Below are 26,980 nucleotides of genomic sequence, written 5' to 3'. Positions count from 1 at the left end.
ACACATCCAGCACCGCCCCCGCCTCATCGACGGCTGCCTCACCGAAACCGGCCTGGCCATCACCACACCGACCTCAACCCGAAAACCTCAGTAGTGGGCGTCGCGTGCGCGCAGGTAGGTGCCGTGGTCGTGCTGGGTGTGCAGGGCGTCGGCGGTGATCACGCTGCCGGTCAGGTCCATGGTGTCGAGCAGTGGGGCGAAGGCGGGGATCTCGTTGCTCTTGTCGGCGACCTGCCGCTGGGCGAGCACGCTGCCGGCGTGCTCCATCGCCGCCAGCAGCACCACCGCCGCCTGGGCTGCGTGGCGTGAGCCGCGCAGCGTCTTGCCGTCCACTGCGATCGCCCGCAGCACTGGGCGCTTGCCGGCAGTGTCCTCCGGCCGCCTGGCGCGGGCCGCAAGGAAGGCGCCGATCGTCTCATCCAGCACATCGCCATCGAGCCGGGCGAGCAGGCGCCGAACGGTGGCTGGGTGCGGCACCGGCACAGCGCCGGTCAGCGGATCGGGCGCGAAGCCGCAGGCGCGCAGTGCCCACCGCGGAGCATCAGCGATCCACTCGCCGACCGCGGCCAGGGAGCGGGCGCCGGCCAGCACGCTCGCGGCCGCCGCACACAGCAGTGCCTCCAGCGGGTAGCGACGACCCCGGCGGTCGCGGGGATCTGGCAGCAGGCTGAGGAAGCTGCGCAGGCGCACAGCGTCAGCGACCGGTGCTGGGGCATTGGCCTGGGCCAGGTGCTCGAACGCCGCGGGCATAAGGGATGATGCAGGGGCAGGCACGGTCTCGCTCGGTGATCAATGGACTCGACACCCACATGATCACCGCGGGTCGTGCCTGCGCTGCTTCCCGGCCTCGCCAACGGACATGACACCACGTCACACGCGAACCGGACCAACCTCGATCACGCAATGACCCTGGCCGCCGGGTGCCCTGATGTATTGGGACACCGGGCACAGGGCCGGGCACGTTGCCGTGTATCTCGGAGACGGCAAGATCGCGAGCAACGACATATTGCGCCCTGGTTATATCGATGTTGTTCCGGCGACGGACATTGAAACGAAATGGGGGGCCACCTATCTCGGGTGGGCGCCGCCTTACTTCCCCAAGGGTGGATAGAGCGGAGAAAGAAGAATCATGACCGACCCCGACACCGTTCCCGCAACTCCGATCTACACCATCACCGTCGGCTCGAACGGCGCTGCCTCGCTCGACGGTGAGGAGATCACCGGCCCTGGCGGCGACCCCGCCGAGGCCCGTGTCGCCGCCCTCGCCGAGGTCCGGATCAAGGCCGCCTTGCGGGGCCGACCCGTCCGCGTCAACGCCAAGGAGGCGGACGGGTCCACTTGGCCCCTGATCGTGGCCGTAGACGGCTCCGTGACCACCCTCGACCATCCGCACCCCACACCCCCACCCCCGGCCCCGGAGCCCGCACAAGCGCCCCCAGCGCCCCGCAGCGATCCATACGCAGGCGACTTCACCGTGAAGATTCGGCGGGACCACGCTCCTGCTGACGCAGCAGTTCGGCGTCCAGCAGATCCCCGCGCCTGGGTGACCGGCGGGCAGATGCCGGCGGCGGCCCCGGTCGCGGACGAGTGGGCGGCACCCCTGCCCGCGTCCTTCCGCATCCTGTGGGGGCAGCTCATCGCCCAAGAGCACGCCGCGCGGCAAGGCACCGGCACCCTCGCCGACGCCATCCTGACCGCCGACCACCTCGAAACGGCACTCACCCAGCAGTACGGCCCCCAACACCCATACACCGTCAACACGATGACCGTCCGGGCCTGGCTGACGCTGCGCAACACCACGGCGTGGGCCGAGACGGTCGAGCTCCTCGTCGAGACGGCGCAGCGCCGCCGGGAGGTCAAAGCGTAGCCACAAGACGACACCTACCAACTGATCACGAACGCGCACGCGGCATGGCGGAAGCTCACCAAGGAAGACCCCGAATACGCCCGGGAAATGGCCGAGCCCGTCTTGAACCTCCTCGTGACGATCCTCACCGAGGAGGGCACACGGCGCGCCCGCGACGTCGTCCACTGGGTCGAAAGCGGCGCAGCAGCGTAGCGGCCGACTTACCGGTCGGGGTCCAAGGCGGTCTGACGAGCTTGGTTCAAAAGCCGTTCCCAGGTCCGGGACGATCCACCGTGCTGCTGGGCGAGGCCGGCCGCGATGCGGCTGGTCGGAGCGTCCGTGTCGGCAGCGAGGGCATCGGCGGCTGTTCGCAGCCGCGGGTCGCCCGCATAGCCAAACGGACGAAAGGCATCACGTGTATCAGCCGCTTTTGCCCCACTTGGCTCCCAACCAGAACCGTCGGGCCGGACGGCGCCAAGACGCAGCGCCTCCGCACTGTGAACGACCTGTACGACCGGACCCAGGTTCTCGGGCCGGCGCGAGTCTCGGTGCGCAGGGGAATTTGGATCTCGTCGGCGTCGAAGTCCCACCCCGAGGTCGACTGGGAGCAGCTGCGCGCGGTGGAGAAGGGCCGGCCCGCGCTATAGGCTGAGGAATCTCGGACGCTCCATTGGAGCATCGGGATCGGAACATGGGATGGACGTGGCTTGAGAGCACCACGCATCACGAAAAGGGGAGATCGCCGGTGAGGTGGCTCGAAACGGACTTCGGCCTTTATGCACTGTGCCCGGATTCGTATGTGCCCGACTGGGACGGCGTCGAGGCGGACGCGACAGCAGCCGATTCTGTGGGAAAGATCGTTCTGCCGGATCATGGCGACGTCCTGACGCTGGGAGGCGAGCCTCTCGCCATCACCTATCTCGAAAACGCCATGACCTTCGTCCGGTGGGTGGCCGCCGACGACGACCAGGGGCTGGAGGCGGCGGTGGAGGCCGCTGCGCGATCGGCAGACTGGCAGGACCACTTCGAGATCACCCTCGAAGGCGGTTACACGCTCCTGGACTCCGCGATGGGCGGGAGCGAAGTCAGTGAGTCGGATGTCTTCCACATCGATGTCCCGAAGGGGCGGTACCGGGTGCAATCGTTGTTGATCGCTCCGAGCGACGAGGCGGAGTTCCAGCTCGACCGGCTCGTCTCCGTCTGATCCGATGCGAGGCGATCCCGGTGGGTCGGCCGGGCTGGCCGACCCACCGGGACTACCTACCTTCTCCTTCTGATCGCGTTGGAAAGCGCTCGGAGCTTGTCCCGCTGCAGTAGTGAACAGCGAGAACAATGCGGAAGGAGAAGCGTCTTCAACTTCCCTCCCCGACGCTTGTTGATGGAGACGGCCGGCCAGTGGTCCGGAATGAACCGCTTCAGTCCCCCGCCCGGCGTCTTGGCCCCGCACCGGTGGCACCCGTGGGTGCGGCCCAGGTTGTCAATCTTGGTGCGGACGTCGTTGGTGAAGCTACGCGACATTCCCTTGGGCCACCGGACGCCGTATCGGGCGAAGGGCCCCGGAGTCACGATGCCTCCGCCGGCCCGTCCCTGAACGCGCACGACGGGGCAGTCGTTGGCGTTGTGCACGACCTCATTGGCGGTGCCGTCGTTGACGACGAAGGTGTGAACGTTTCCGACGTTCAGGTTAAAGACGGACTGGTTCTCGACCTCGCCCAGGTCGACGACGCGGCGGACGACATGGTCGGCCCCGGACGGGTTCAGAAGTCGGTCGCCGACCCGGATCCGCTGGGCGGACGTCCATCCCCTCCCGATGACCCAGAACGGGTGCTCGGCGGTGGCGACGAGGCTGCCGTTCGTGGGATCGGCATCTGTGTCGATGTCGATCAGGTGCTTGAGACCGAATCCGGAGATGACGTCCAGCACCGGCTGCGCTGTGCTTAGCCCCGTGATGGGGTCGGTCGACAGCACCAGATCACCGATGCGAACCGCGCTGATCGGCAGATAGCTGCCGTCGGCCATCAGGACCGGTGTGTCCGGCGCGAAGGAGTTGCACCGTGAACGTCTGAAGATCGATCGGGCACGTGAGGCCGCGCGGTTGACACGGCCGGCCTTGCGCAGGGCACGCGCCGCCTTGAAGCCCTTGACAGCGAGCCGGCCGGCGGAGCCGAAGGCGACGCCGACGCTCATCTCGGCGGCCTTACGCCAGTTGCCGGTGGCGGCGTAGGAGATCGCTCCGACGGCGGAGGCAATGTTGCCGATGGGGCCCGGGATGTACGAGGCCACTTCCGCGACGCGGGCAACCTTCTTGAACATCTTCTTGAAGCTGAAGCCCCAGTTCCCGTCGAGATCCGTGCAGTTGACGGGGTCGCCCGCACAGTAATCGTACGGGTTGGCGTTGCCTCCGGGCTCCGGGTCGACCTGGAGGAAGCGGCCGAGCTCGGGGCTGTAGAGGCGGGCTCCCATGAGGATGACGTTGTCGAGTGCCTCGGAGGAGCGTTGCTTGGCGCCGAGCCAGCCGTAGCGCTGGGTGGCCTGGCCCTCGGTGGGCACTCCGAACTCGTCGAAGGTGAGGACCTTCGGCGTGGTCGTCGTCGGAGCAAGGGTGACGGCCACGTCGCCGTGCAGGTTCGCGAACTGCAGCTCCACATCGCCGGTGGCGGAGGTGGTGGCGGTCAGGTCGCCGTCCGGGCCGGAGACGTTGCGGGTCAGGGTGCCCTGGGTGGTGTCCTCGATGATCCAGCGGGGCTCGTCGGAGTCGTCTCCGTAATGGTTGAGCTTGCTGGTCGCGTTGGCCCAAGTGCCGTCGGGCTGCTTCGTCTCGGTGGTGAAGGCGGTGAAGCGGTGGGCCGGGTCGAGACTCCAGGACTGGCGCTTGTCGCCCACGGTCTGGGATGCGACGAGGTCGTTGTCCCAGTAGGTGTTGACCGAGCCGGTGCCGGTGGCGGTGGCGCGGCCGAAGGCGTCGTACGTGTAGCCGGCGGTCAGGAGCCGGTCGGCGCTGTCGTACGCGCTGGTGGTGACCGTGCCGCCGGTGCTGGTGCACGAGCCGTCCTCGGCGGCGGCGAAGACCGTCTTGGAGGTACGGTTCATGCGGCCGGTGATGCTGCGTCCGGCCTCGTCGAAGGCGTAGGCGCGGGTGGTGCAGCCGGTGGTGGTGGTCTGGGCCGCCTTGATCAGGCGGCCGAGCCGGTCGTAGGTGTACTCCTTGCTGTCGGTGGAGTTGGTGTCGGCTGCGACGGCGCCCTGCGTCGTTATCTCCAGGTGCTGGCCGTAGACGACCTCGCCGTCGGAGACGCGGGTGTATGTACGGCCGGTGCCACCGCCTGCGGAGTTGAACGTGTCCTTGCGGACGTACCCTCCGGGATACGTCTGTTCTACCAGACGACCTTCGGAGTCGTACCTGGCCGTGAAGGTTCCGGCGATGCTGTCGATCACCGAGGTGACCATGCCGCGAGGTTCCTTGGTGCGGTCGTAGGTATAGGTGGTGTGCCCGGTGTTGTCGCTGACCTTGACCGGCTTACCGAACCTGTCGAACTCGGTCGTGGTCGTGCCGCCGTCGGCGTCCGTGTAGGACAGCAGGCGGTCCAGGGCGTCGAAGACCCGGGTGACGGTCTTCCCGCCGGCCATGGTCTTGACCGCGTTGCCGGTGACCGGGTCGTACTCGGTGGTGACCTCGGGGAGGTCCTGGCCGAGGTCACCGGTGATCTTCGTGGAGACGATCCGGTCGGCCGCGTCGTAGACGGTGGTGCTCGTGCGGGTCTTGCCCGCGTTGGTCTCCGTGACCTCCTCGACGTCCCCGAAGCGGGAGTAGCGGGTGACCCGCTTGACCGGTAGCGTGTCCGGCATGCGCGTGGTGTCGGCGCCGGTGACCTTGCCGCCAGGCAGCGTGACACACGGGTTGCCCGCCCATTCGGGGCGGTTGCCGCACGCGGCGTCGTCCGGGTTGGCGCCGGCCGTGTAGAACACGGTCTTCACCGTGCCCGCGTCCGCGCCGTTCGAGCCCGGCCTGCGGGACTCGACCGCACGACCCGCCGCGTCGTACTTGAGTGTGGCGGTCATATTCGCCCCGCCGACCACGGCGTCCGTGATCACCGAGGTCTCGGTGCGCAGGGTCCAGCCGGAGGTGCCGCCGATCGGGGTGCCGTAGCCGGTCTTGGTGACCCGGACCTCGACGTCGTTGGCGTATCCCTCGATCTTCGCGCCGTCGAGGGTGGTGGTCTCCAGGTGATAGGCCGCACCGTCGGGCTTGCCCTCGTCGTACCGGTGGACGGTGTGCTCGCGGACGAGCACCGACGTGCCGGCGGCGAGCGCGGGCATGGGAGGGTCGGCTTGTGCCGGCACCGCCTCGTCGAGCAGGGCCCGATAGACGGGACCCAGCTCTTCGAGCGCGTCCTGGCCGTCCCGGCTGTAGACGGCACGGGAGTCCAGCAACGCGGCTCGAGCGGCGGAGTCGTCCGGCAGGTTGAGTTCGACGGCACGCTCTGCGGCGTCCTCACCGAGCCCCAGGGCGAGCAGACGGGCGGAAGCATCGAGCTTCCGGACGGTGTTGCCGAAACGGTCGTACTCGACAGTGCCGATGTCACCGACGCCGAGGGGGGACCAGGTGGCGGTGTTCACCTCCTGCGCGGACGCATTCAGGTAATGGACGAGCGCCTGCTGATAGCCGTCCTTCCCCGGCGTGGTCGACGTGGCGGTGTTGGTGCCGGGGTTCGACGCGTCGTCGAAGACGGCGGTCGCGTCCGTGGGCACATCAGATTGGCCCCACTTGGCCGCACTGGCCCCGTCGAGGTCGTGGGGCCCGCCCGCGGAACGGGTCAGTGGCACTTCGTAGACCACCTTCGAGGCGGTCTCGCCCTCGACGACGTCCTTGCTGCCCGGCTTGAGTGCGGGGCGTCGGACCTGGAGCAGGCGCCCCGGGTCCTGGTCGGCTCCGGCCTTGCCGTAGTCGAAGTACCAGGGCAGCTCACCGGCGGTGTCGATTTTGGTGAGGCGGTTGCCGCTGTCGTAGGTGTAAATGGTCTTGAAGACCGCCGTGTCGGAGGCCGTGCCCTTACGCGGGTCCCATGCCTCGACCAGTCGACCGAGCTGGTCGTAGCGGTAGGTGGCCACGTCGACGGCGGTGACGGCTCCGGCTGCGGGGTCCCAGGACCAGATCCGCACAGCCTTGACGCGATCCACCACATCACCGGGCGTGGTGGCGCTGGCCGTGGTAGCCGTCGCGTAGACGTACTCCAGCACCTCGCAGCCACGCGCCGGCACGCTGCCGGTGCACTGCGCGGTGTCGTCGACGCCCGGCTCTGCCTCGCCGATCACCCGCTTGACCAGGGAGCGGCCGTCGGTCGTGTCGTACGTGTACCGACTGGTGGATGCCTCGTCCGTGCCGGAAACGGACTCGACCACATACACGTCTGAGCCGGTCTGCTTCTTGAACGTGGTGATCGTGCCGTCGTCGTCGGTCAGCAGATAACTGCTGCCGGACGCCCTCAGGATCAGTCCTTCGGCACCGGGCTCGGGGCTGAAGGAGCCGTCGGAGCTCTTGGCAAAAGTGACGGTGCTGTCGTCGTAGGCGGTGATCACCGCCACGTCCTTGCCCGGGAAGGCCAGCGAGAAGTAGTCGTTGTCCGTGACACCCCCGGATGCGCCGCCGGCCCACTCGGGGCCGAAGGGCGCGACCAGCTCGCGCAGCGACAGGTGGTCGTAGTGCACCGCCTTGCCGGAGTCCGCGGCGAAGCCGTTGTACAGCCGCAGGTAGGCGGAGGTGGCGTCGGCCGGGACGGTGAAGTCCAGCGTCAGTTCCGCCCAGGCGTCGGTGTACGGCACCTTCCGCGAGGTCTTCGTCACGGTGCCTGACGGCGTGGCGAAGGCGGCGTACAGCCGCAGGCCGTTGGTGTGCTGCGGAGACAGGCCGGTCGCCGAGGGGACGTAGGCCCAGGCGGAGAGGCGGTAGGTCTTGCCCGGCTTCATGCCGAGTCGCAGCGCTCCGCTGTCGCCGCCGACCGACGCGTAGGTGTCGGCGCTCGTGCTGGACGTCGGAAGGATCTTCAGCGAGTCGGTGGAGCCGTCCTGGCCGAGGTTGGTGACGCGGCTGAGGGTGGCCGTGGTGGCGGTGAAGCCGCTGGTGTCGGTGGATATGTCCTGCTGGTTGGCGGTCAGCCGCTCGCCCTGCGGCATCCAGCCGCGGTCGGTGCCGCGGGAGGAGGCGGTGCGGGAGGAGGACAGGCCGAACTCGTCGGCGTCGGTCACGCTGACGGAGTAGTCCCCGGTGAGCAGGTTCACCGAGCCGGGGCCGACCTCCTCGGAGGCCGCGCCATCGGCGTTCGGGTCGACGGTGAAGCCCCGCCACTCGCTGATGTACGCGGCATCGGCGTCGTTGTCCGTGTAGAGCTGGGCCCGTACCTGGACGACGCCGCCGATCTGGCCGAGGGTTTCCAGCACGGACCAGTTGGCGTGCGCGCCCATGGCGGACAGCGGCGTCTTCTGTGCCGTGAACGGGGTGTTGTCGGCCTTGGTCAGGTTCGCGAGCGGGACGTCGTAGACGGACGCGCCCGGGCCGCGCCGCCACTGGAAGGTGACGCGCGTGTACTTGGGCTCCGCGTCCACCTCCAGCTTCACCCGGCGGGCACTGACGGCGCCCTCGGCGGGCTGCACCATGGCGCCCTGGCCGACGAGGAAGTCATAGGTGACGGCCGTGGATACGTTGCCCGCCTTGTCCTTGGCCTGCACCCGCAGGGTGCGGTGGCCGTCGGCGGCCGGGGTGAGCGTGACCGTGGTCGAGCCAGTGGCGGTCACGGTCTGCGCCGCGGCGCCGTCCAGCGAGTACACGTACCCGGCCAGGTCAGTGGTGCCGGCGGCCGGGGTAAAGGTGAACTTGCCAGAGGTTCCGGCGCCGCCGTGCCACTTGCCGTCCTGCGGGTAGTCCGTGGACGAGACGTACGGCGCGCCCGGCTTGGTTGTGTCCACGGTGAACGTCTGGAACGACGACCAAGCGCTGGAGTCGGTGCCGTCGGAGGCCATCGCCCGCCACTTGTACGAGCCCTCGGCCAGCGCGGTGCCGGGCGTCCACGTCGCCGTCGCGCCGGACGCCACTGCCACCGACTTGCCGGACTGCAGGGCCGCGGTGCCGTCCGACTTCCAGAGTTCGAAGCTCAGCGTGACGGTGTTGCCGTCGGCGTCGGTCGACTTGGCAGACAGCGTCGGTCTCGTGCTGTTGATGGCCGCCCCGGTCAGCGGGGACAGCGCGGTGGGCGTGCCCGGCTTGGTGTTGTACTGCACCGTCAGCGACGGCTCGGAGGCCGGGTCGTGGGAGCCGTCGACGTAGTTCGCCGACCGGTAGCGGCGCCAGGTGAGCGGGTCGGTCTCGGTGACCGCAGCCATCCGCAGACCGTAGTTGGCCTGCCCGTCCGCCCACGACTGCACGATGGGGCTCACGTTCCACGTGCTGTACCCGGCGGGACAGGACGAGTTGTAGCCCTTGGCGTCTTTGACGACCACCGCGCCGGTCGCTGTCGTGGACGGCTGTGCCGACCACGTGATCGCCGACGGATCCCAGTCGGTGGTGATTCGGCGTACCTCGACGCCCGAGTTCGACGTGCTGCACGTCGACGAGTAGTACGAGTACAACCGCAGCTTGGCATCGAGAACGTGCTTGCCCGAGTACTTCGAGACGTTGAACTTCAGGAAGGACCGGGCCTTCTCGCTGCCGTCGTACGTGCCCGCCTTCAGTTCGGTCGAGCCACGCTGCGAGGTGAGGTAGTCCTTGTACTGCACCCAGGTGTCGGTCGTCGGACCCATCAGCGAGTCGGTGGGGTCGATCGTCACCGGATACGTCACGTCGGGATCCGACAGGAAGGCGGCGCTGGGCTTGAGCACCAGCACCTGCCCCCTGCCGTCCTCGGCGTCGACGATGTCAACGTCTACCGGCGCCAGGTGTTCGGGCTCCCCCGATGCCTTGTCGTGCGAGGAGTCCCACATGACCGGCGCCGGCGCGCCGGCCCTCGCCTCACCCTTGGCGTCCTCCCAGACCAGCCGCTTGTCGGCGGTCTCCTTGAGGCGCAGCCCGGTGGCATCGACCGGAAGCCGGTACTCCACCGGCCCGTCCGGACGTTCACGGAGCACGACGTTGTGCGTGAAGCCCTCCTTCAGGGCCGTGACGACCAGGTCGCCGCCCTTCACTGCACCGGGGTACGTCGCGGTCGAGCCGTTCAGCCGGGGCTTGGGCAGCTTGCCCTCCCAGGCGACGCCCAGCGCGTGCTTCCCTCGCCCGACCTGAACCAGCGTCTGGTCCGTCCCGCCGTCCGAGAGTGTCACATCGGCGGCCGCCATCTTCGGCGCCACCACCCCGCCGCCGGCGACCAGCGTGGTGTCCACCGGCCGCCAGGTGCCGTGCTCGTCCCGCACACGGATCGGCCCGGTGTACGACTCCACTGTGGTCGTGCCATCCGGGTTCGCCCACGTCGTGGTGGAGTCGGTGCGCTCCCCCGTGACCTCTATGCGGCGATCCTGCAACCGCGCCGTCAACAGCGCAGACGCCGCGTCCTCCGCCTCCGCCGGACCCAGCGGCTTCGGCTGCTCCGCGGTGGTCGAGACCGGCTTGGCGACTGCCGTTCCCGCCTCAACCAGACCCACCGTCAGCGCCAGCACCGCCACCAGGGCTGTGCGTCTCAAGCGTGTGCGGGACGGCAACGCGTGCCGCCCCCACAGTGGGGATGACTCTTCCTTCATTTTCTTGGTGCCCCTTTTGACAAGTCATGGTCAATAACCTTGATCGACTTGAACATACAGAGACACAACAAGGGACTAATGCGACAAATAAGGCACTGCCTGAGGAGCGTGAAGATCATGTGACCGAATCGTGTTCTCAGTGGGTCGAGTCCACGCGTCTCCGTGCACACGAAAAGCCCCACCCGATCGCGTCTCCGCAACTCGAATGGGGCTTCCAGGGGCAGGGGGACTCGCCCCCCTGCCCCTCAGCCGACCACCTTGCCGTTCAGGACCACCCGCCGCGGGGCCGCCAGGGCGCGGACGTCCGCACGCGGGTCCTCGGCGTAGACCACGAGGTCGGCGGGGGTGCCCTCGTCCGGGATGCGCATACGACATCAACGAGTCCCAGCCCCGAAAAGACCTTGATGATCGGCAAGCCCCCGCGTGAAACGGAGCGATGGGGCCTGACAGCCCTGCCCAAGAGGCCTGGGGCTCTGGCTAAACGGTTATTCGTCAGCTGAGGGACTCGTTGGCACCAGGGCGGAGCGGGTTGGCTGGAGCGAGTCCTACCTCGCATCACCCGAAGCCGCCTACCTCACCGGGGTCTCGATGCCCGTCGACGGGGGGTACACCGCACAGTGAACACTGCCGGCCAGGGCCTTCGAGCCCCGACTCCCGCTGATCTCACGGCCTCGGGCGACGCGAGGAACAGATACAGCGGGGCGAGCTGCTCGGCAGACAGCACGATGCGCAACGGATTGAGGTCCCGCACCGCGGTCAGGAGCGCGTCGGGGTGGTTGAACAGCGCCTGTTCGCTGCCGTCGGCCGTGCTGGCCCTCAGTGCGGTGAGGACACCGCCGGGGGCGACCGCATTGACCCGCCCCCGTGGGGCCAACTCGGCGGCGAGGTGCCGCACCAGCCCGAGTGCCGCGTGCTTGGCCGTCGCGTAGGCGAGTCCGGCGCCGTTGCCGGCGACCATGAAGGAGGCGTCGGAAAGGGTGAAGGTCATGCAGCCGCCGGTCTCCATCAGCTGGTCCAGGCAGGCCCGTGCACCGAGCGCGTAGCCCACGACGTCGACGTCGAGCACCCGCCGCGTGATGCGCCCCAGATCCTGGGGCGGGGTGTCGGCGAGGGAGAAACCGCCGTCGTGGATGCCGGCGTTGCCGACGAAGTGGTCGATGCGGACCGCGGTGGCGAGCAGCGCGCGCACGGCCGACGATGCCGCCTCCGTCCCTTCCTCGTACACAGCCGTGACACCCAGTGGCGGTAGTATCGGCCGACTTTCCGGGGGGATGCGACGGCTGAGGGCCGAGTCGTCATGGACGACATCGCCTACCCCTCGGGCTTCTCGGGAGGGGCACCCTTGTTCCGCAATACCGTTGTGCACCACCGTGGTGCGAGACCCGCCGGTATCGCCGTCACTGCATTCGCGGCTCTACTGGCCGGTACCGGTCCGCTGGCACCCGGCGTCGCCTCTGCGGCGCCTGCCGTACCTCAGGAGACCGTCGTCCCGGCGGCCCTGCGCAGCACCTACACCTCGGCCTCGCTCTATGCCGCCAACACCCTGACCGGCGCGGACGGTTCCGGCAGCCAGGGTTTCTTCCACCGGCTTGAGGGCTACTCCGGTCTCGTTTGGTCGCGTTACGGCGGCGGCGCGCCGGTCGCCGTGCCGAAACCGGAAGGCTCGTACTTTACGGAAGCGACGGGCAGCGACGTACTCGCGTACCGCTATCCCGACCGGGTGGAGTTGTGGGACGCCTCCGACGGGACGACCCGTACGGTGCACATCCCCGAGGGGCAGAGCGTGCTCTCCGTCTACGGCACCACCGTCGTCAGTTTCCGCAACTCCGCCGCCGGGGACGGGACATCTACTCGGGTCATGCATCTGCTGACCAGCGGCCCTGACGGAACCACCCGCGACGTGCCGGTTGTCGGCGCGCCGGAGGACATGGTGTTCGGCCAGCCGCGCGGGGCCGACGCGACCAGCGTGCTGTTCCAGAGCAGGCAGACCGACGGCACGGACCGGATGGTCGTCGTCGACCGGGAGACGGGCCGGGTCCAGGGCTGGACGCAGCGGCTGCCCAGCGGCTACTACCGGGCGAGGATCTCCCCCGACCACATCGTGGTGTACAGCTCCACCGCGTCCACCGTGCTGGTGCTGCCCCGCTCCGACGTGTCGGCGACGCCGGTCGAGGTCGCGCTGGACAGTGGCTTCTCCAAACCGGGCCACGAACTGGCCCTTGCCGGCGACTGGTTGGTCTATCGTCCCGGTGCCATCACCACCCTCAAGGCGACGCCGGTCGCGGGCGGGCAGTCCATCACCGTGGTCACGGGGTCGGACACCGGCCTGGTGGCCGCTCCCGACGGCACCGCCCTCGCCATCGGCCGCACGTCGGCCACCCTCGACGACCGCGGCATCCAGCACATCCTCCCCGGCGACGACAGCGCGCCCGTCGTCACCACGGTCAGGCCACTGCCCCGGCCGGTCGTCCCGATCGAGGGGCTCGTCCTGAGTCAGGGCAGACTCGTCGACGCCGAGATGGCGAACGGCCGCCGCACCCCCTACGTCCGGAACGTGGCCACGACCGGCACCCCCGAGTACGGCGAGCACACCCGCCTGACCTCGACATCCGATGTGGTCATGGACGACTGCCCGGTCGCAGACCCCGGCTGCGCGTCGGTCTTCGACGTCGGCGACGGGCGCATCGCCTGGATCGAGCGCCAGAGCGGCGGATCGGACCTGCTCCGGGTCCACGGCCCCGGCAAATACGACTACTACCAGCGCAGCGTGCCGGCCGGCGGCCGGATCACCGACGTCTCGGGCAGGTACCTGATCCACACCACCCCCGACAAGCAGTCCGTCTACCGCCTGGACGACGACGCCCTTCTGACGCGCAGCCCCAGCGCCGCCGCCGTCTGGGAGAACCGGCTCTGGACGCCCGCTGCCACGCCGGGCAGCGTCTCGGCGCTCGACCTCGTCTCGAAGAAGACGGTCGAGACCGTCGACACCGGCGCGAGCTGCGTTCCGCAGGAGTTGCAGGCCGTGGGCCGCTGGCTGTACTGGAGCTGCGGCGCCGGCGGGCCCGCCGGGGTGTACGACCGTACGAACAAGACCTCGGTGGCCGTCCCCTCCGGGGAGGCGCTGCTCGGCGACGGCTACGTCGTCACCCACGACCGGCAGGCCGGGAAACTGAACCTCACCATGGTGGACTCCGGTTCTCCCAGCACCCGGGTCATCGGCGAACTGCCCGACACCGGGACCTCGCAGCGCCACGTCCGCTGGACCGTGGACAGGTACAGCGGCAACGTCGCGTACGTGGACGCGCAGGAACGAATCCACCTCGTGCCGTCCGGGGTCACCACCGCCCAGTCCCTGATCACCCTGCGGGAGGCGGAGGCCACATCCGTCAACGCCGAATGGCCCGCGGATCGAGCGGGCATGCGTGGGACGGCGGTCTTCGACGGCGTGTTCTCCAAGCCGGTCGCGTCCTGGACGCTCGTGGTCCGGGACAAGAACACCAACCGGGTGGTCGACCGGCGCCAGGGCGGCGACACCCGCGGGCGGCTCGACGTGCAGTGGACGGGCATGGACCCCGCGAAGCAGTACAAGACCCCGCTGCGGAACGGCCAGTACACCTGGGAGCTCACAGCGAACCCGGCGGACGGCCGGGGGGCGGCGCTGCGCCGCGCGGGGACGGTCCGGCTCGTCCACGGTCAGCCCGTCCCGCGCGACTACGCGGGGTCCGGGGCGTCGCCCGACGCGATCGCGGACCTGCTGACGCTCGACTCGCACGGGACCCTTACGTTCCATCACGGAAACGGCGCCGGGAAGTTCTCTGGCACGACGTCGGGGCGCGGCTGGTCCACCTCAGTGGTCGCCGTGCCCTTCGGGGACCTGAACAAGGACAAGTGCAACGACGTCCTCGTACGGATGGCGAACGGATCGTTGCGGGCGTACCGGCCCGCATGCGGAAAGCCGCTCACGCCCTCGACCTCGTACCGGACGCTGAGCGGCGGCACCGGCTGGAGGGCCTACAACGTGCTCACCGCGCCCGGGGACCTCACCGGCGACGGGCTGACCGACCTGCTGGCGCGGAAGGCGTCCACGGGCGAGATGTACCTCTTCGCGGCGAAGCCCGACGGCACGCTGGCGGCCGGGAAGAAGATCGCCTCGGGCTGGGGCTCATACACGAAGATCATCGGAGTCGGCGACCTGAACGGCGACGGCCTCGGGGACGTGCTGGCACGGCACAAGGACGGCACCCTGTACCGGTACTACGGGACGAAGGGCGGCTTGTCGACGAAACGGGTCAAGCTGTTCTCGAAGTGGGGTGCCTCGTACAACGCGGTCGTCGGCGTCGGTGACATCACCTCGGACGGGAAGCCCGACTTGGTGGCGCGCGACACCTCGGGGAACCTGTGGCGTCAGAACGGCGACGGCCGGGGCTCGTTCGGGGCCCGCACGAAGATCGCGACGGGCTGGAAGGGCTACAAGGGACTGTTCTGAACCGGGCTCGGGAGTGGGGGCACACGACCGTGGTGTGCCCCCACGGACGGGCCACAGGGCTGCCTCTCTTCGGTGCTCCTTCGCCATCAGACAGTTCGCGCCGCATCATGACGATGTCCTCGATGTGCTCGCAGGTGGCGTGCTGGACCGTGCCGCCCGCCAGCATCTCCAAGACAGCCTGCACTGCGATGTGGACCTGGTCCGACTCCGCAACAGCATCGAGGGCTACAACGGCTACGCCAAAAATCCCTTGGCCGAGGGCATCGAATCCGCGGGTTCCCGCCGCATCCGCGGCACCGCGGCGACCGATGGCCCCGCAGTGGCCCTGTTAGTCCCTTCTGCAAGCATGCTGCCGTGACCACCACATCACCTGATCAGCGCCCTGCCGAGGCCACCCTAGAGTTCCTGCGCTCCGCAATTGCAACGGAGTGGCGCGAGCCGGCACTGGGACACGATGGCGTCTCGACGTGGGAATCCGAGCACGGGGTCGTGCTTCCGGAGCCCTACCGGAGTCTGATCGCCGAGATCACCAACGGGTCGTCCCTCGGACCGCCGGAAGACGGCGGCCTCCTCCCTCTGGGCTGGCTCCCACCCGACTGGCCGTACGACAGAGACCGCAATCCAGCCGCCCCGTTCCCGCTCCAGGAGGCCTGGGGCTGGGAAGACGAAACCCTCGCCGACGACCATGACGAGCGCGTCGCCGACGTCTGCAACCACGGCTCCATCCTGCTAGGCGCCGACGACGGCCCCTCCTACTGGGTCCTGGTCGTGACAGGTCCCCAACGAGGCAAGGTTTGGGTGGTCACCGAAGTCGGCGCCTACCCCTATCCGATGCCGGAGGCGGTCGGCTTCCTGGAATGGGTGCAACGCTGGCACGCAGGCGACGGCTGGTGGGACTGACCACTATAAGTGCTCTCACGGAGCGGACCGGTTCCTTTGGTCTCCGGCCCGCTCCGCTTGTCCGAGTCACTGGTAGTTGCCCCCACAATCAGTAACCGTGGGCCGGTCGTCGCGCTCCCGGTCGCGGTCGCCGTGGTCGCGTGCATGGCCATGCCAGGCACACAACGCCTGTGACAATCACAGCCAACTGGCCCAACCGAAAGTCAGGAGATCGCCTACGGCTCGAACAACGAATACCGCGGCACATACGGCGAGGCAGAGGCACACCGCCAGGTACCTGGGCCCCTGGACAGCAAAAGAGGGAAGTCCGTCGGCGTACCGGTATCGACGTGACGCGCGGTGCAGTTCAGCACGCATGCGCCCTCTGCGGTCCGGGTCGACGATCGGCAGTCGATCGAACGCGGCGAGATCTTTTTCAGCCTCAGCACGACAAGCTTGGGCAGTCGCTATGTGTGCACGACGAAGCACGGCTGCATCCACGGTCTCTCCAATGCGAAGGGGGCAGGGATTCAACCGCACTCGGCAGGCTCCCAGACGTGCGCGAGGCCCCCAGCGCCATCGCCAGGGGCCTCACGTAGGGGGATCACTTGTACCAGTACTTCACGCCCTTGTGACGGGAGCACGTACCCCTGAAGGTCTTCGAGTACGAGTACGTGCCGTCCTTGCACTTCGCGGTGGCCCCCTTCGGGTGGGGCTTACCAGCGGCGCAGGTACCGGTGGTGTGATGCGCGCAGGTGGCCTTGGCCTCGGCGTGGACGGCCGGGATCAGAAGGGCCGCCGCCACCGCGAGAGCGGTGACCGTGCTAAGTACGACGGAGCGGCGTGCGGGTACAGCGGTACGGATCAAGACAGATCCCCTCTTGAAGGACTGATGAAGGACCTGATCTTTGCGGTAGTCCGTACTGCTGGTGGTGGGATGGCCGAACTCTGTCGTTGACCTGCTGGGAGACCGCCGTGATGCATGTGTACTCGTCTCTGACTCGTGCTTTGGCCGAGGCTTTGGTCGATGTCCTGTGGTTCATCGACGGCAGTGAAGACGAGCAGATGGATCCGGACGACGCGGTCAAGGTCCTGGAGGGCGTCGCCCACCTGGTCAGCAAGCTGTCCAGCGATCAGCGGAGCGAGTTGATCGAACTGCTGGGGACGATGGCTGAAGCTGAGTCCGACCCTGCGCGACGCGAGTTCCTGGAAGGGTTCCCGGAAGGCTTCGGGCTCCTTGATGATGCGGTCTGACCTGTGGCTCACGAGTAGAGCAAGACGCGCTTGCGGAGGAGATCGAAGCCAGCCCGGCCGAACATCTGGCGCTTGAGCATCTTGATCCGGTTGACGTGTCCTTCGACGATGCCGGAGTTCCAGGGCAGGGTGAGGCCGGCGATGACGGCATCGCGGTCACGGTCGATGCCTGCGGCGAGGGTGTGAAGGCTGGGGAGGTCGTCTCGCCGGACAGCGTCGAGCCACTGCGGCAGTCCGTCGCCCTGGCGCTCGGTGAGCATCTGGCCGAAGGACCGGACGTGACCGGCGAGGGCGTTGAGTTCGGGGCAGTGGACCAGGACGGCCTCGACCTCGTCATCGCCGGCCTGGAGCATGACGCGACAGCCGAGGTCCAGGGCGGCGCGGATACTGGCGAGGAACTCCTCAAGCTGGTCCGGGCGGATGTCGAGTGTCTCCAGGTCGGGAAGGACCTGCAGGCAGTCGACGCGGCAGTCGACCTGCAGGATGCTGTATTCGAGCTTCTGGTTGGTGCAGATCTTGTCGTGGAACTTCTGGCGATCTCGCTGCGCGCGGGTCGGGGAGGGGCCAGGGATTGCGTCGAACCACAAGCCGCATCCGGTGCAGATGACGAAGCGCTCGCTGGTGCCCTGATTTCTAGTGATGCGTCCCCGGTTGAGGACGGTCAGGTCCGCGCCGCGCTCCCATTGCAGGACCAGGCCGTCGCGTTCGAAGAGGTAGGCCTCGGCGGTGTTGGGGGCGCCGAGGTGGTGGGTGACTTCGAAGGGGGAGCGCAAGCGGTGTTCTTCGTCGGCGGAGATCCGCTGACGGCCTGGCCCGTGACGTGCTGCCCGCCTTGCGGGGACAGAGTTCTCCGTAGTCCGATTCGGCTACGCCAGCGGGCTCAATGGCCTACTGACCGTCAGCGGCATCTTGGCTCTGGTCGGAGTCGTGTGTTCCTTGACTCTGATCCGTAGAAGGGGCTTCCCTGGAAGGCCAAGTCGCCAAGCCGGGTGTGGTCGATGTTGGCGAGCTGTGGACGTTGAAGTGAGCAGGGCGCGAAGCGCAGGGCCCATGAGCAGGCAGACGTGGCCTCACCTCGCACAAAACCCCAACGCGCGGCTGTACTTCTCCTGTTTCGGTCGAGGGCGTACTGGATCACCGCCTGCGTCACGGAATCGACCGACCCACACGGCAGGCACGCCAAGTAGGTCCGCCCGTGCACGTCGGAATCACGCAATGGGACGGGGCGGATTTCCTCGCCGGGTGACTGGATGGCGGCGTCCTGCGGCAGAGTCCGCGGGACAGCTCCTCCGGAAATTTGACTACAGTCTGTGAGTGTCGCTGGTCTCTGGACTCCCTGCTTCGCTCTGCATCGAGCTCTCGTCTGCTTGCCCCGACCAGCACGGTTGAGTTCCGGTGCTGGTTCCGTGCTGACTTTGGTGGCCGGAGTCATGGAAAACAGCAGGTCCTAGCCCCGATCGAATGAGTTGTCGTACCACTCGATGGTCGTGCCGATGAGGCTGGCGGCGACGATGCGGGGGAGGTTCGCCGGGGGTGGGGGAAAGGCGGTCGGGGAGGCCATGTGCGCCACTTCCTCGTCTGCGGTGGGGACGGGTACGTGTCGGCATACGGTAGGAACATGCAGGTCAAGCGCACATGTGGCGAGCCGACATAGTCTTGCGGCTGGCTATGCGTGCGGCCACCATGCCTGCTTTTGGAGCGGTGGTTCAGGGGCCCGAAGAGGGACGAACGGTTCTGTGTGTTGGGCGAGGCGCTGTGCTGGATTCGGCGCACGTCCACACTATTCGGGGGCGGGCCCGTCAGACGTCGGGTCAGAGGATCGGGACCCTGTTCCAGGGCCGGACGGCCTCGATCGCCGCCGCGGCGCGGAACACCATGGTGTCGTCGTAGGTGCGCCCGACGACCTGCACCCCCGTCGGCACTCCGGTCGAGGCGAAACCGGACGGCACGCTCAGCACCGGGCAGCGGCTGGCGATGTTGAACACCGTGGTCATCGCGGCTTCCAGGTAGAAGTCCAGCTCGACTCCGTTGATCACGACCTTGGTCGAGAGGTAGTCGTCGTCCGCCTTGAGCGCCGGGACGGCTGTGGTCGGGCACAGCAGGACGTCGTAGCCCTCCAGCAGGGCGCCGAGCGTCGTCTGCACCGCGGCCTCGATCTCAAGGCCCTGCAGGAAGCTGCCGGGTTCGCGGACGGCCTCGGCGGCCCGCCGGGCGAAGTCGAGGGCGTACGTGGTGAGCCGGTCACCGTGCTCGGCGGCGACCGACCCTATGTAGGGGCCGAAGACGGAACCGAAGTGGATCATCGCTGCCCGCATCACGTCCGCCCGCATGATGGGGACCTCGACCTCCTCGACGACGGCCCCGGCCGCGCGCAGCGCCTGGGCGACCGCGCGGGTGTTGGCCTCGACCTCGGGATCGACCGGCCAGTCACCGAGGGTGATCGAAAGCGCCACCCGCAGGCCCTCGGCGCTCTCGAACCGCTCGGGCAGCACGAGTTCGGGCCGTAGCGAGACCGCGTCCAGGGGGTGGGGCCCCGCGATGACGTTCTGCAGCAGGGCGCAGTCGGCGACGGTGCGCGCCATCGGACCGTCGTGGCAGTACGTGTCGAGGTTGAACGGCGTCATCGCCGGCACGCGCCCGTACGGCGGTTTGAAGCCGACCGTGCCCGTGTACGAGGCGGGGATGCGGATCGAGCCGCCGATGTCGGAGCCGGTCGCGAGCGTCGTCTCACCCGCCGCGAGCGCGGCACCCGCGCCGCCCGAGGAGCCGCCCGGAGTGAACTCCAGGTTCCACGGGTTGCGGGTGACGCCCCACAGCCGTGACTGCGTGTACCCCGCACAGCTGAACTCCGGGGTCGTGGTCCGCGCGTGCACGATGCCGCCGGCAGCCTGGACCCGCTCGATGACCGGGTGCGTCTGCTCGGCGATCTCGTCCTGGAACGCCAGGGAGCCGTCCGAACTGCGGCGGCCCGCGATCGGCTGCTCCTCCTTCGTCGCGACGGCGAGACCCTCGAGCGCGCGGGGCGCCCCGCCCTTGCCCATGTACCGTGCCTCGGCCTCGCGGGCGGCGGCGAGGGCCTCCTCGAAGATCCGCTCGGCGAGGGCGTTGACCTTTGGTTCGACGGCTTCGGCGCGCGCGATGACCGCGGTCATCAGCTCGACCGGTGACAGGGAGCGGTCGCGGAACCGACGCAGGGCCTCGGTGGCCGGCAGATGGGCGAGGTCGGTGAGATCGGTCATGTGATGTTCCTTCGGGATGAGTTGGAAGGGTCAGGCAAGCGCGCGGCGGCCTGCGGAGATGCGGTCCGGATCCCATCCGGGCCGCGGTACGGAGTCGAGCAGGAGGCGGGTGTAGGGATGCTCGGGGGTGGTCAGGACGGATGCCGTGGGGCCGGATTCGACGATCTTTCCGGCCCTGAGCACGACCACCTCGTCGGTGATGTGCCGGACGACCGCGAGGTCGTGGCTGACGAAGAGGAAGCCGATGCCCTCGTCGCGGCGGATGCCGGCGAGCAGGTCGAGGATCTGCGCCTGGATGGAGACGTCGAGGGCGGCGACCGCCTCGTCGAGGATGAGCACCTGCGGTCGGGCCGCCAACGCCCGGGCGATCGCCACGCGTTGACGCTGCCCTCCGGACAACCGGCGAGGCAGGGCCGTGGCCTCGCGCTCTCCCAGCCCCACCTGGTCGAGGAGTTCGGTGACCCGCCTGCGCCGCGCCGGCGCGTCCAGCGGGAAGTACAGGCGCAGGGCCTCTTCGACGCACGCGCTCACGCTGATGCGGGGGTCGAGGGAGAGATACGGGTCCTGGAACACCATCTGGATCTCGCGGGCGCGGGCCAGCCGTTCGGCCCGGCCGCGGGTGCGTGCCGAACGGTCGCGTCCGCCCAGGTGGACCGTGCCGGCATCGGGTGTCTCGAGGCCGACGAGTATGCGTGCCGTGGTGGTCTTGCCGCAGCCGGACTCGCCGACGATGCCCAGTGAGCCTCCCGGCCGCAGGGTGAAGGAGACGCCGTCGACCGCCGCGTGGCCGCCGAACTCCTTGCGCAGTCCGTCCACCACGAGACCGGACGCGCCGGTGCTCTCTGTCACGGCAGTCACGGCAGTCACGGCAGGATCCCTTCTTCGGCGCGCAGGCAGGCGACCAGACCCTGGCCGTCGTACTGCCGCAGGGCGGGCTTCTCGACCGGGCAGCGCTCCTGCGCGTGCGCGCAGCGCGCGGCGAACGCGCACCCGGCCGGTGACTCGGCGAGCGAGACCGGGCGGCCGGGGATGGGCCGTGGCGGCGCCGCGTCGGGTTCGACGCGGGGTGTGCAGGCGAGGAGTCCGGCCGTGTACGGGTGGCGCGGGCGCTCGAACAGGTCGCCCGCGGCCTGTGTCTCGACGATCCGTCCCGCGTACATGACGTAGACGCGGTCGCAGATGGCCGAGGCCAGTTCCAGGTCGTGGGTGACGAAGAGCATCCCCGTGCCGCGCTCGGCCTGCAGGCGGGTGAGGATGGAGATGACCTCGGCCTGGGTCGTGACGTCCAGTGCGGTCGTCGGCTCGTCGGCGACGAGCAGTGAGGGCCGGTTCGCGAGTGCCGCCGCGATGACGACCCGCTGGAGCATGCCGCCGGAGAACTGGTGCGGGTGGCGTCGCAGCGCGCCTCGCGGGTCGCGGATGCCCACCGCGTCGAGGAGTTCCTCGGCACGGTCCGTCGCCGCCGCCGCAGGTACGCCGGCGGCACGCATTCCCTCGGTGAGGAAGTCGCCCACGCGCCGCATCGGATTGACCGAGGCACGCGGGTCCTGGAAGATCAGCGAGACCTGACGGGTCCTCAGCTCATTCAACTCCTTGCGGTCCAGCGTCAGTACGTCGCGACCCGCCACACGGACCTCGCCCTCCGTCCGCGCCTTTTCGGGCAGCAGGCCGAGCACGCTGCGGCACGCGACCGACTTGCCCGAACCGGATTCGCCGACCAGGCCGACGGTCTCGCCCGCCGCGACGCGCAGGGACACACCGTCCAGGATCGGCCGGGCCGCGCGCCCCTCGGGCAGCCGCACGGTGAGGTTGTCGATCTCAAGAAGAGTCTGCTGCACAGTCATTCGCCTCACCGTTCCCGCTTCGCGACCCGGTCGGCGATGCCCTCGCCGACGATGCTGAACGCCACGACGGCGAGCACGATGCACACGGACGGCGCGAGCGCGGGAAGCATCGCGCCCTGCAACAGCGCGCCCTCACCCTCGTTGATCATCGCGCCCCAGTCGGCGGTCGGCGGCTGTACCCCGAAGCCGAGGAAGGAGAGAGCCGCGAGGTCCATCAGGGCGTACCCGAAGTTGATCGCCGACTGGGCGAGCACCGTCGGCGTGATGTTGGGCAACAGGTGCCGGACGCAGATCGTCCAGCCCGACCAGCCCTGGACGAGGTACGACTCGATGTACGGACGGGCCTTCTCCTGCCGGGCGATGCTGCGCACCAGGCGGCCCACGTACGGCGTGTACGCGACCGCCATGGCGATGACGGGCGCGGTCATGCCCGGTCCGGTGACCGCCACGAACATGATCGCCACAAGCAGGCCGGGGAAGGAGAACACCAGGTCCATCGACCGGGAGAGGACCGTGTCCACCCAGCCTCCGCGCCAGGCGGCGACGACGCCCACCAGGATGCCCAGCAGGGTCGACAACGCGACGACCACGAGCGGTCCGAGCAGCCCGGAGCGCGCGCCGTACAGCAGCCGCGACAGTACGTCGCGGCCCGACTGGTCGGCTCCCAGGAGGTGGTCGGTGCTGCTCCCGGCCAGGGTGGCCTGCAGATCGAGGGCGTCGGGGTCGTACGGCGCGAGCAGCGGTGCGCACACGGCGACGGCCACCAGCACGGCCAGCAGCAGGACAGCCGCAGTGAACAGCGGCCCCTGACCGAACACCCGCAGGCGGCGCAGACCGGGACGCCGGCGCAGCTCGGTGACGTCGACTGCGGTGGTCATGAGGCACCTCGCCGGGTGAGAGTCAGCCGGGGGTCGATGAGCGGGGCGAGGAGGTCCACGACCAGGTTCACCAGCACGAACGCCGCCACGGTGATCAGCGTGATCGCCTGCACCACGGGGAAGTCCTTGACCGTCACCGACTGCACGAGCAGTGAGCCGACCCCGGACACATTGAAGGCGGTCTCCACGATCGAGGTGCTCACCAGGAGTCCGGCGAGCATCGTGCCGCCGACGGTGACGATCGGGCCGAGCGCGTTGCGCAGCACGTGCCGGCGCACCACGTCGCCCTCGGCGACCCCGCGGGAACGCGCCACCTCCACGTGCTCCCGCCCCAGTTGGTCGAGCATCGAGGAGCGGGTCACCCGGGCCAGCAGCCCGGCGAGGGTGACCGCGAGGGCGAAAGCGGGCAGCGTCAGGTGGTAGAGCCGGTCCGCGAAACCGGTGCCGCCGTCGCCGGGCCCGGGGAACCAGCCCAGCTGCACCGAGAACAGCGAGACCAGCACGATGGCGCTGACGAACGGCGGGGTCGCCGTGGCCACGCCGGTGCACAGGAGCACCACGCGGTCGATCGCCCCGGGGCGCAGCGCGGCGAGGATGCCCGCGAGCACGCCGCCGAGACAGACCAGCACCGCCGAGTACCCGACGAGCAGGGCCGTGCTCGGCAGGCGCGAGCCGATCAGGGACCCGACGTCGTGCCGGAACTGGACGGAGCGCCCGAAGTCGCCGTGCAGCACATCGCCGACCCACTTCAGGTACTGGGTGAAGAACGGGTCGTCGAGGTGGTACTGGGCGCGGATCGCGGCCTTGGTCTCCGGCGACACCGGGTGGCCCTTGAGAAGGAAGGACACCGGATCCCCCGGGGCCAGGTGCACCGCGCTGAAGACCAGGAACGAGGTGATCAGCAGCACCGTCACCAGCCCCAGGAGCCGGCCGAGGAGGTAACGGGTCATCAGTTCGCCGAGCCGATCTTCGCGGCCCACGGGTAGTACAGCTGGGCGATGCCGGCCGGGGCACCGGTGATCCGGCTGCCCAGGAACACCGAGTGGGGAGCCTCGTACAGCGGGATGGCGGGCAGGTCGCGCAGCGCGATCTTCTGCAGCTCGGCGGTCAGGTCGGCACGTGCGGCCGGGTCGGCGACCGCCGTCGCCCGGTCGTAGAGCGCATCGAACTCAGGGTTCGAGTACTTGCCGTAGTTGCCGAAGTCGCCGGTGCGGAACGATTGGTAGAACTCGAGCGGGTCGGGTGAGTTGATGTAGCCGTTGGTGAACACCAGGTCGATGCCGGCGCTGGCGTGCGGGTCGGTGAAGAGCGCGGTGTACGCGTCGGGCGCGATCGGCTTGATCTGCACGTCGAGACCGATCTGCTTGCCGGCCGCCTGCACGGCGTTGGCGACGACGGTTATCTCCGGAGTGAGCGTGCTGCTCGCGATGACGACCTTCTTGCCGGTCGCACCTGCCTCCTTGATCAGCTTCTTGGCGCCGTCGATGTCGTACACCAGGTCGGGAAGGTCGGAGAAGTAGCGTTCCGTTCGGTCCGGGGCGGTTTGCCAGGCGCCCCGCGCGGCCGGGGCCTTGGCCGGGACGGCCACTCCCGCGACGGCGGCCTTGATGATGCTCCGCCGGTCCAGCGCCATGGACAGGGCCTTACGGACCTTCAGATCGCCGAGCGTGCCCTTGAGGTTGAACACGGCGAGGTCGGAGGCGGCGGTGTTCGGGCCGAAGTACAGCTTGCCCCGCGAGGTCGACTTGAGCTGACCGATCGAGGTGGCCGGCACCAGGTACCCGCCGTCGACCGATCCGGAGAGCCAGGCGTTGGTGCGCGCGGCCGGGTCCTGGATGAAGACGAACTTGACGCTCTCCGCCTTGGGGGTCAGCGTGCTGTCCCAGTACGTGGGGTTCTTCTTCAGGGTGATGCTGTCGCCCTGGGCCCAGGTGTCGAGCGTGTAGGGGCCGGTGCAGTCGACGCCGGCCTTCGGGTTGCCGTAGTCCCGTCCGGTCCTGGCGAGGAACGCGGCGCTCTCGATGGTGCCGGGGGAGGCCGCCATCAGTTCGTCGAGCAGGACGTCGGGCTTGTTGAGCTTGATCGTCACTTCGAGCGGGCCGGTCTTGGTGACCGAGGCGACGTTCTTGAACGCGCTGCCCCACGCCGAGCCCACGGCCGGGTCGAGATGGCGCTTCAGTGAGGCGACGACGTCGTCCGCGGTCATGGTCGAACCGGAATGGAACTTCACGCCGCTGCGCAGGGTGTACACCCAGGTCAGCGGGTCGGGATTGGCCGACTTCACGGCCAGGCCCGGCGCGATTCTCATGTCCGGCGTGATGCGGAACAGCTGCTCGCAGACGTTCGCCAGGACGGTGTTGGGCGGGTAGTCCCAGGCCTGCGTGTAGTCGAGGGAGTACGGCTCGGCGTACAGCGACCAGGAGAACGACGAGATCGAGCCCTTGGCCGCGGGTGTGTCCGCGGAGACCTGATAGGTGGTGCCGCCCTTGGCGGATCCGGCGCCGGTGGACGAGGCGCCGGAGCAGCCGGAGACGGTCGCAGCCAGCGCTACGGCTCCGGCGAGCAGGGCGGTGGATCTGGAGGTACGCAAGGCACGCAAGGAACCGGCCCCTTTCCGGGGGTCGAGGGTTCTGGAGGTTGCAGCGAGTATTGGTGCGGGAACGTTCCCGCACAAGGGTTTGCGGGAACGGTTTTTTAAAGGTCAGAGACGCGTGGACGGCGGCACGCCGGACTGGCAGCATCAGCGCATGACCGAAACTCCGCGCCGCACTGGCCACGGCGTCCCGGCCGCCGTCCCCCGGGTCCGCCTCGTCGACGTCGCCCGCGAGGCGGGCCTGTCCAAGACCACCGTCTCCGCGGCGCTCAACGGCACCGGGCGCCTCTCGCCGGCCGTGCGCGAGCACGCCCGCGAGGTCGCACGCCGCCTCGGCTACCGGCCCAACCCGACGGCACGGCTGCTGCGCGCCGGGCACGCCAGGCTCATCGGCTACGCCGTGGGGGAGTACCCCACGGGCCCCGGGTCCTACATGGACTCCTCCTACTTCACCAAACTGACCAGCGCCGTCGCGACCGCGGCCCTGCGCCACGGCTACGGCCTGGTGCTGCTGCCCACCGGCTCATCGCCCGACGAGTGGGCCGACCTGCCGCTCGACGCCGCGATCGTCGCCGACCCGCTCGTGGACGATCCCCTGGTGGAGGACTTCATCGCCGCCCGCATCCTGGTGTCCACCGACCGCTCGGTGGAGGGCCGCCCCGGCACGCACTGGGTGGACGTCGACGCCGACGCCGCCGTACGCGAGGTGCTGGACCATCTGCACGCACAGGGCGCACGGCGCATCGCGGTCGTGGCGCCCGACACCCCGACCCGCTTCTACACGGCGGCCCTGGACGCCTACCGGCGCTGGTGCGCCGAGCAGGGCGCCACGCCTCGTGTCACCCTTTCGGCCCGGCCGGGGAACGGCCCTGCCATCGAGGCGGTCGAACGGTCCCTCACCACGCCCGGCCGGCCGGACGCCCTGTTCGTGCTGACCGAGGCCAACCCGCCGCTGGTGCTCGACGCCGCACGCCGCCTGGGCCTGTCGGTCCCCGGCGACCTGATGCTGGTGTGCGCGAGCGAGGACACCTCGGCCGCCCACGCCGACCCGCCCGTCACGACCCTGAGCCTCCAGCCGGTGAGCGTGGCCGAGAAGGGCGTCGAACTGCTCGTCGCGGCCTTGGAGAGCGGGAGCCAGGAGCCGACGGGCGCGCTGGTGCGGACGAAACTGGAGATCAGGACGTCGTCGGAGCGCGGGGGCGATTCCACCTCCTGACGGTCGCGCTCCGACGGTGCGGCC

Annotated in this window: 18 protein-coding genes and 2 pseudogenes; 8 read left to right on the top strand and 12 right to left on the bottom strand. The window is 69.0% G+C overall.

Annotation, left to right across the window (positions count from 1 at the left end):
• Positions 1-87: 87 nt before the first annotated feature.
• Positions 88-750 carry an ISAs1 family transposase gene (locus ACWC91_RS39250; RefSeq protein WP_450726262.1) on the bottom strand — a complete coding sequence of 221 codons (663 nt, stop codon included), beginning with the start codon at positions 748-750 and terminating at the stop codon, positions 88-90.
• Between the two features lie 379 nt (positions 751-1,129).
• On the opposite strand from ACWC91_RS39250, the gene ACWC91_RS39245 reads away from it, so the two are divergent.
• The 3 genes from ACWC91_RS39245 (at position 1,130) to ACWC91_RS39235 (ending at position 3,050) form a co-directional block, all read left to right on the top strand.
• On the top strand, positions 1,130-1,867 hold the full coding sequence (locus ACWC91_RS39245) for a hypothetical protein (protein WP_450641831.1): 738 nt from the start codon (positions 1,130-1,132) through the stop codon (positions 1,865-1,867).
• A gap of 476 nt (positions 1,868-2,343) precedes the next feature.
• Positions 2,344-2,493 (top strand): hypothetical protein, encoded by a 150-nt coding sequence (locus ACWC91_RS39240; protein ID WP_450726260.1) that lies wholly within the window; start codon positions 2,344-2,346, stop codon positions 2,491-2,493.
• 44 nt (positions 2,494-2,537) lie between these two features.
• Positions 2,538-3,050, top strand: a complete 513-nt coding sequence (locus tag ACWC91_RS39235) for an Imm21 family immunity protein (RefSeq protein WP_450641829.1) — start codon at positions 2,538-2,540, stop codon at positions 3,048-3,050.
• A 56-nt stretch (positions 3,051-3,106) separates the two neighbouring features.
• Here the strand turns inward: ACWC91_RS39235 and ACWC91_RS39230 are convergent, their stop codons facing one another.
• The 3 genes and pseudogenes from ACWC91_RS39230 to ACWC91_RS39220 all read right to left on the bottom strand — a co-directional run bounded on the left by ACWC91_RS39230 (position 3,107) and on the right by ACWC91_RS39220 (position 11,792).
• Positions 3,107-10,510 (bottom strand): DNRLRE domain-containing protein, encoded by a 7,404-nt coding sequence (locus ACWC91_RS39230; RefSeq protein ID WP_450641828.1) that lies wholly within the window; start codon positions 10,508-10,510, stop codon positions 3,107-3,109.
• Positions 10,511-10,812: 302 nt separating this feature from the next.
• Positions 10,813-10,923, bottom strand: a pseudogene (locus ACWC91_RS39225) (amidohydrolase family protein); the annotation flags it as partial.
• Between the two features lie 218 nt (positions 10,924-11,141).
• The gene (locus ACWC91_RS39220) at positions 11,142-11,792 is read right to left on the bottom strand and encodes an SDR family oxidoreductase (RefSeq protein WP_450641826.1); all 651 of its coding nucleotides are present in this window, start codon (positions 11,790-11,792) and stop codon (positions 11,142-11,144) included.
• A gap of 135 nt (positions 11,793-11,927) precedes the next feature.
• Here ACWC91_RS39220 and ACWC91_RS39215 point away from each other — a divergent pair, with 135 nt between their 5' ends.
• The 3 genes from ACWC91_RS39215 (at position 11,928) to ACWC91_RS39205 (ending at position 15,953) form a co-directional block, all read left to right on the top strand.
• Positions 11,928-15,053 carry an FG-GAP repeat domain-containing protein gene (locus ACWC91_RS39215; protein ID WP_450641825.1) on the top strand — a complete coding sequence of 1,042 codons (3,126 nt, stop codon included), beginning with the start codon at positions 11,928-11,930 and terminating at the stop codon, positions 15,051-15,053.
• A 139-nt stretch (positions 15,054-15,192) separates the two neighbouring features.
• Complete coding sequence (locus ACWC91_RS39210) at positions 15,193-15,411, top strand: hypothetical protein (RefSeq protein WP_450641823.1); 219 nt, start codon at positions 15,193-15,195, stop codon at positions 15,409-15,411.
• Positions 15,408-15,953: an SMI1/KNR4 family protein gene (locus ACWC91_RS39205; RefSeq protein ID WP_450641821.1), complete on the top strand. Its 546-nt coding sequence runs from the start codon at positions 15,408-15,410 to the stop codon at positions 15,951-15,953. Before ACWC91_RS39210 ends, ACWC91_RS39205 begins: the two co-directional genes overlap by 4 nt.
• A gap of 583 nt (positions 15,954-16,536) precedes the next feature.
• Here ACWC91_RS39205 and ACWC91_RS39200 read toward each other — a convergent pair.
• Complete coding sequence (locus ACWC91_RS39200) at positions 16,537-16,800, bottom strand: DUF3761 domain-containing protein (protein WP_450641819.1); 264 nt, start codon at positions 16,798-16,800, stop codon at positions 16,537-16,539.
• A gap of 110 nt (positions 16,801-16,910) precedes the next feature.
• Between ACWC91_RS39200 and ACWC91_RS39195 the strand changes: the two genes are divergently transcribed.
• The gene (locus ACWC91_RS39195; protein WP_450641836.1) at positions 16,911-17,186 is read left to right on the top strand and encodes a hypothetical protein; all 276 of its coding nucleotides are present in this window, start codon (positions 16,911-16,913) and stop codon (positions 17,184-17,186) included.
• 8 nt (positions 17,187-17,194) lie between these two features.
• Here ACWC91_RS39195 and ACWC91_RS39190 read toward each other — a convergent pair.
• From ACWC91_RS39190 to ACWC91_RS39160, 7 genes and pseudogenes are all read right to left on the bottom strand, one after another.
• Positions 17,195-17,368: pseudogene (locus tag ACWC91_RS39190) on the bottom strand (ISL3 family transposase); the annotation flags it as partial.
• A gap of 1,629 nt (positions 17,369-18,997) precedes the next feature.
• The gene (locus tag ACWC91_RS39185) at positions 18,998-20,425 is read right to left on the bottom strand and encodes an amidase (RefSeq protein ID WP_450641817.1); all 1,428 of its coding nucleotides are present in this window, start codon (positions 20,423-20,425) and stop codon (positions 18,998-19,000) included.
• A 30-nt stretch (positions 20,426-20,455) separates the two neighbouring features.
• A complete protein-coding gene (locus tag ACWC91_RS39180) occupies positions 20,456-21,283 on the bottom strand; it encodes an ABC transporter ATP-binding protein (protein ID WP_374113994.1) in 828 nt (275 codons plus the stop codon).
• A gap of 5 nt (positions 21,284-21,288) precedes the next feature.
• A complete protein-coding gene (locus ACWC91_RS39175) occupies positions 21,289-22,269 on the bottom strand; it encodes an ABC transporter ATP-binding protein (protein WP_225077633.1) in 981 nt (326 codons plus the stop codon).
• Positions 22,270-22,274: 5 nt separating this feature from the next.
• Positions 22,275-23,147, bottom strand: a complete 873-nt coding sequence (locus tag ACWC91_RS39170) for an ABC transporter permease (protein ID WP_450641815.1) — start codon at positions 23,145-23,147, stop codon at positions 22,275-22,277.
• Positions 23,144-24,097: an ABC transporter permease gene (locus tag ACWC91_RS39165; protein WP_225077632.1), complete on the bottom strand. Its 954-nt coding sequence runs from the start codon at positions 24,095-24,097 to the stop codon at positions 23,144-23,146. Before ACWC91_RS39165 ends, ACWC91_RS39170 begins: the two co-directional genes overlap by 4 nt.
• Positions 24,097-25,737, bottom strand: a complete 1,641-nt coding sequence (locus ACWC91_RS39160) for an ABC transporter substrate-binding protein (RefSeq protein WP_450641813.1) — start codon at positions 25,735-25,737, stop codon at positions 24,097-24,099. The genes ACWC91_RS39165 and ACWC91_RS39160 overlap by 1 nt, the downstream gene beginning before the upstream one ends.
• Positions 25,738-25,894: 157 nt before the next feature.
• Here ACWC91_RS39160 and ACWC91_RS39155 point away from each other — a divergent pair, with 157 nt between their 5' ends.
• Positions 25,895-26,956, top strand: coding sequence for a LacI family DNA-binding transcriptional regulator (locus ACWC91_RS39155; protein WP_225077631.1), 1,062 nt, complete (start codon positions 25,895-25,897; stop codon positions 26,954-26,956).
• The last annotated feature ends 24 nt before the right edge of the window (positions 26,957-26,980 follow it).

Source organism: Streptomyces sp. NPDC001204 (assembly GCF_053598035.1).
Note: the sequence above shows the minus strand (reverse complement) of the source record. Positions and strands in the feature narration are given on the sequence as shown.

Bases quoted from the DNA above. Each gene is read 5' to 3' on its own strand.
- ACWC91_RS39250 (WP_450726262.1), bottom strand. From the start codon at position 750: ATGCCCGCGGCGTTCGAGCACCTGGCCCAGGCCAATGCCCCAGCACCG.
- ACWC91_RS39245 (WP_450641831.1), top strand. From the start codon at position 1,130: ATGACCGACCCCGACACCGTTCCCGCAACTCCGATCTACACCATCACC.
- ACWC91_RS39185 (WP_450641817.1), bottom strand. From the start codon at position 20,425: ATGACCGATCTCACCGACCTCGCCCATCTGCCGGCCACCGAGGCCCTG.
- ACWC91_RS39155 (WP_225077631.1), top strand. From the start codon at position 25,895: ATGACCGAAACTCCGCGCCGCACTGGCCACGGCGTCCCGGCCGCCGTC.
- ACWC91_RS39175 (WP_225077633.1), bottom strand. From the start codon at position 22,269: ATGACTGTGCAGCAGACTCTTCTTGAGATCGACAACCTCACCGTGCGG.
- ACWC91_RS39235 (WP_450641829.1), top strand. From the start codon at position 2,538: ATGGGATGGACGTGGCTTGAGAGCACCACGCATCACGAAAAGGGGAGA.
- ACWC91_RS39165 (WP_225077632.1), bottom strand. From the start codon at position 24,097: ATGACCCGTTACCTCCTCGGCCGGCTCCTGGGGCTGGTGACGGTGCTG.
- ACWC91_RS39170 (WP_450641815.1), bottom strand. From the start codon at position 23,147: ATGACCACCGCAGTCGACGTCACCGAGCTGCGCCGGCGTCCCGGTCTG.
- ACWC91_RS39195 (WP_450641836.1), top strand. From the start codon at position 16,911: ATGCATGTGTACTCGTCTCTGACTCGTGCTTTGGCCGAGGCTTTGGTC.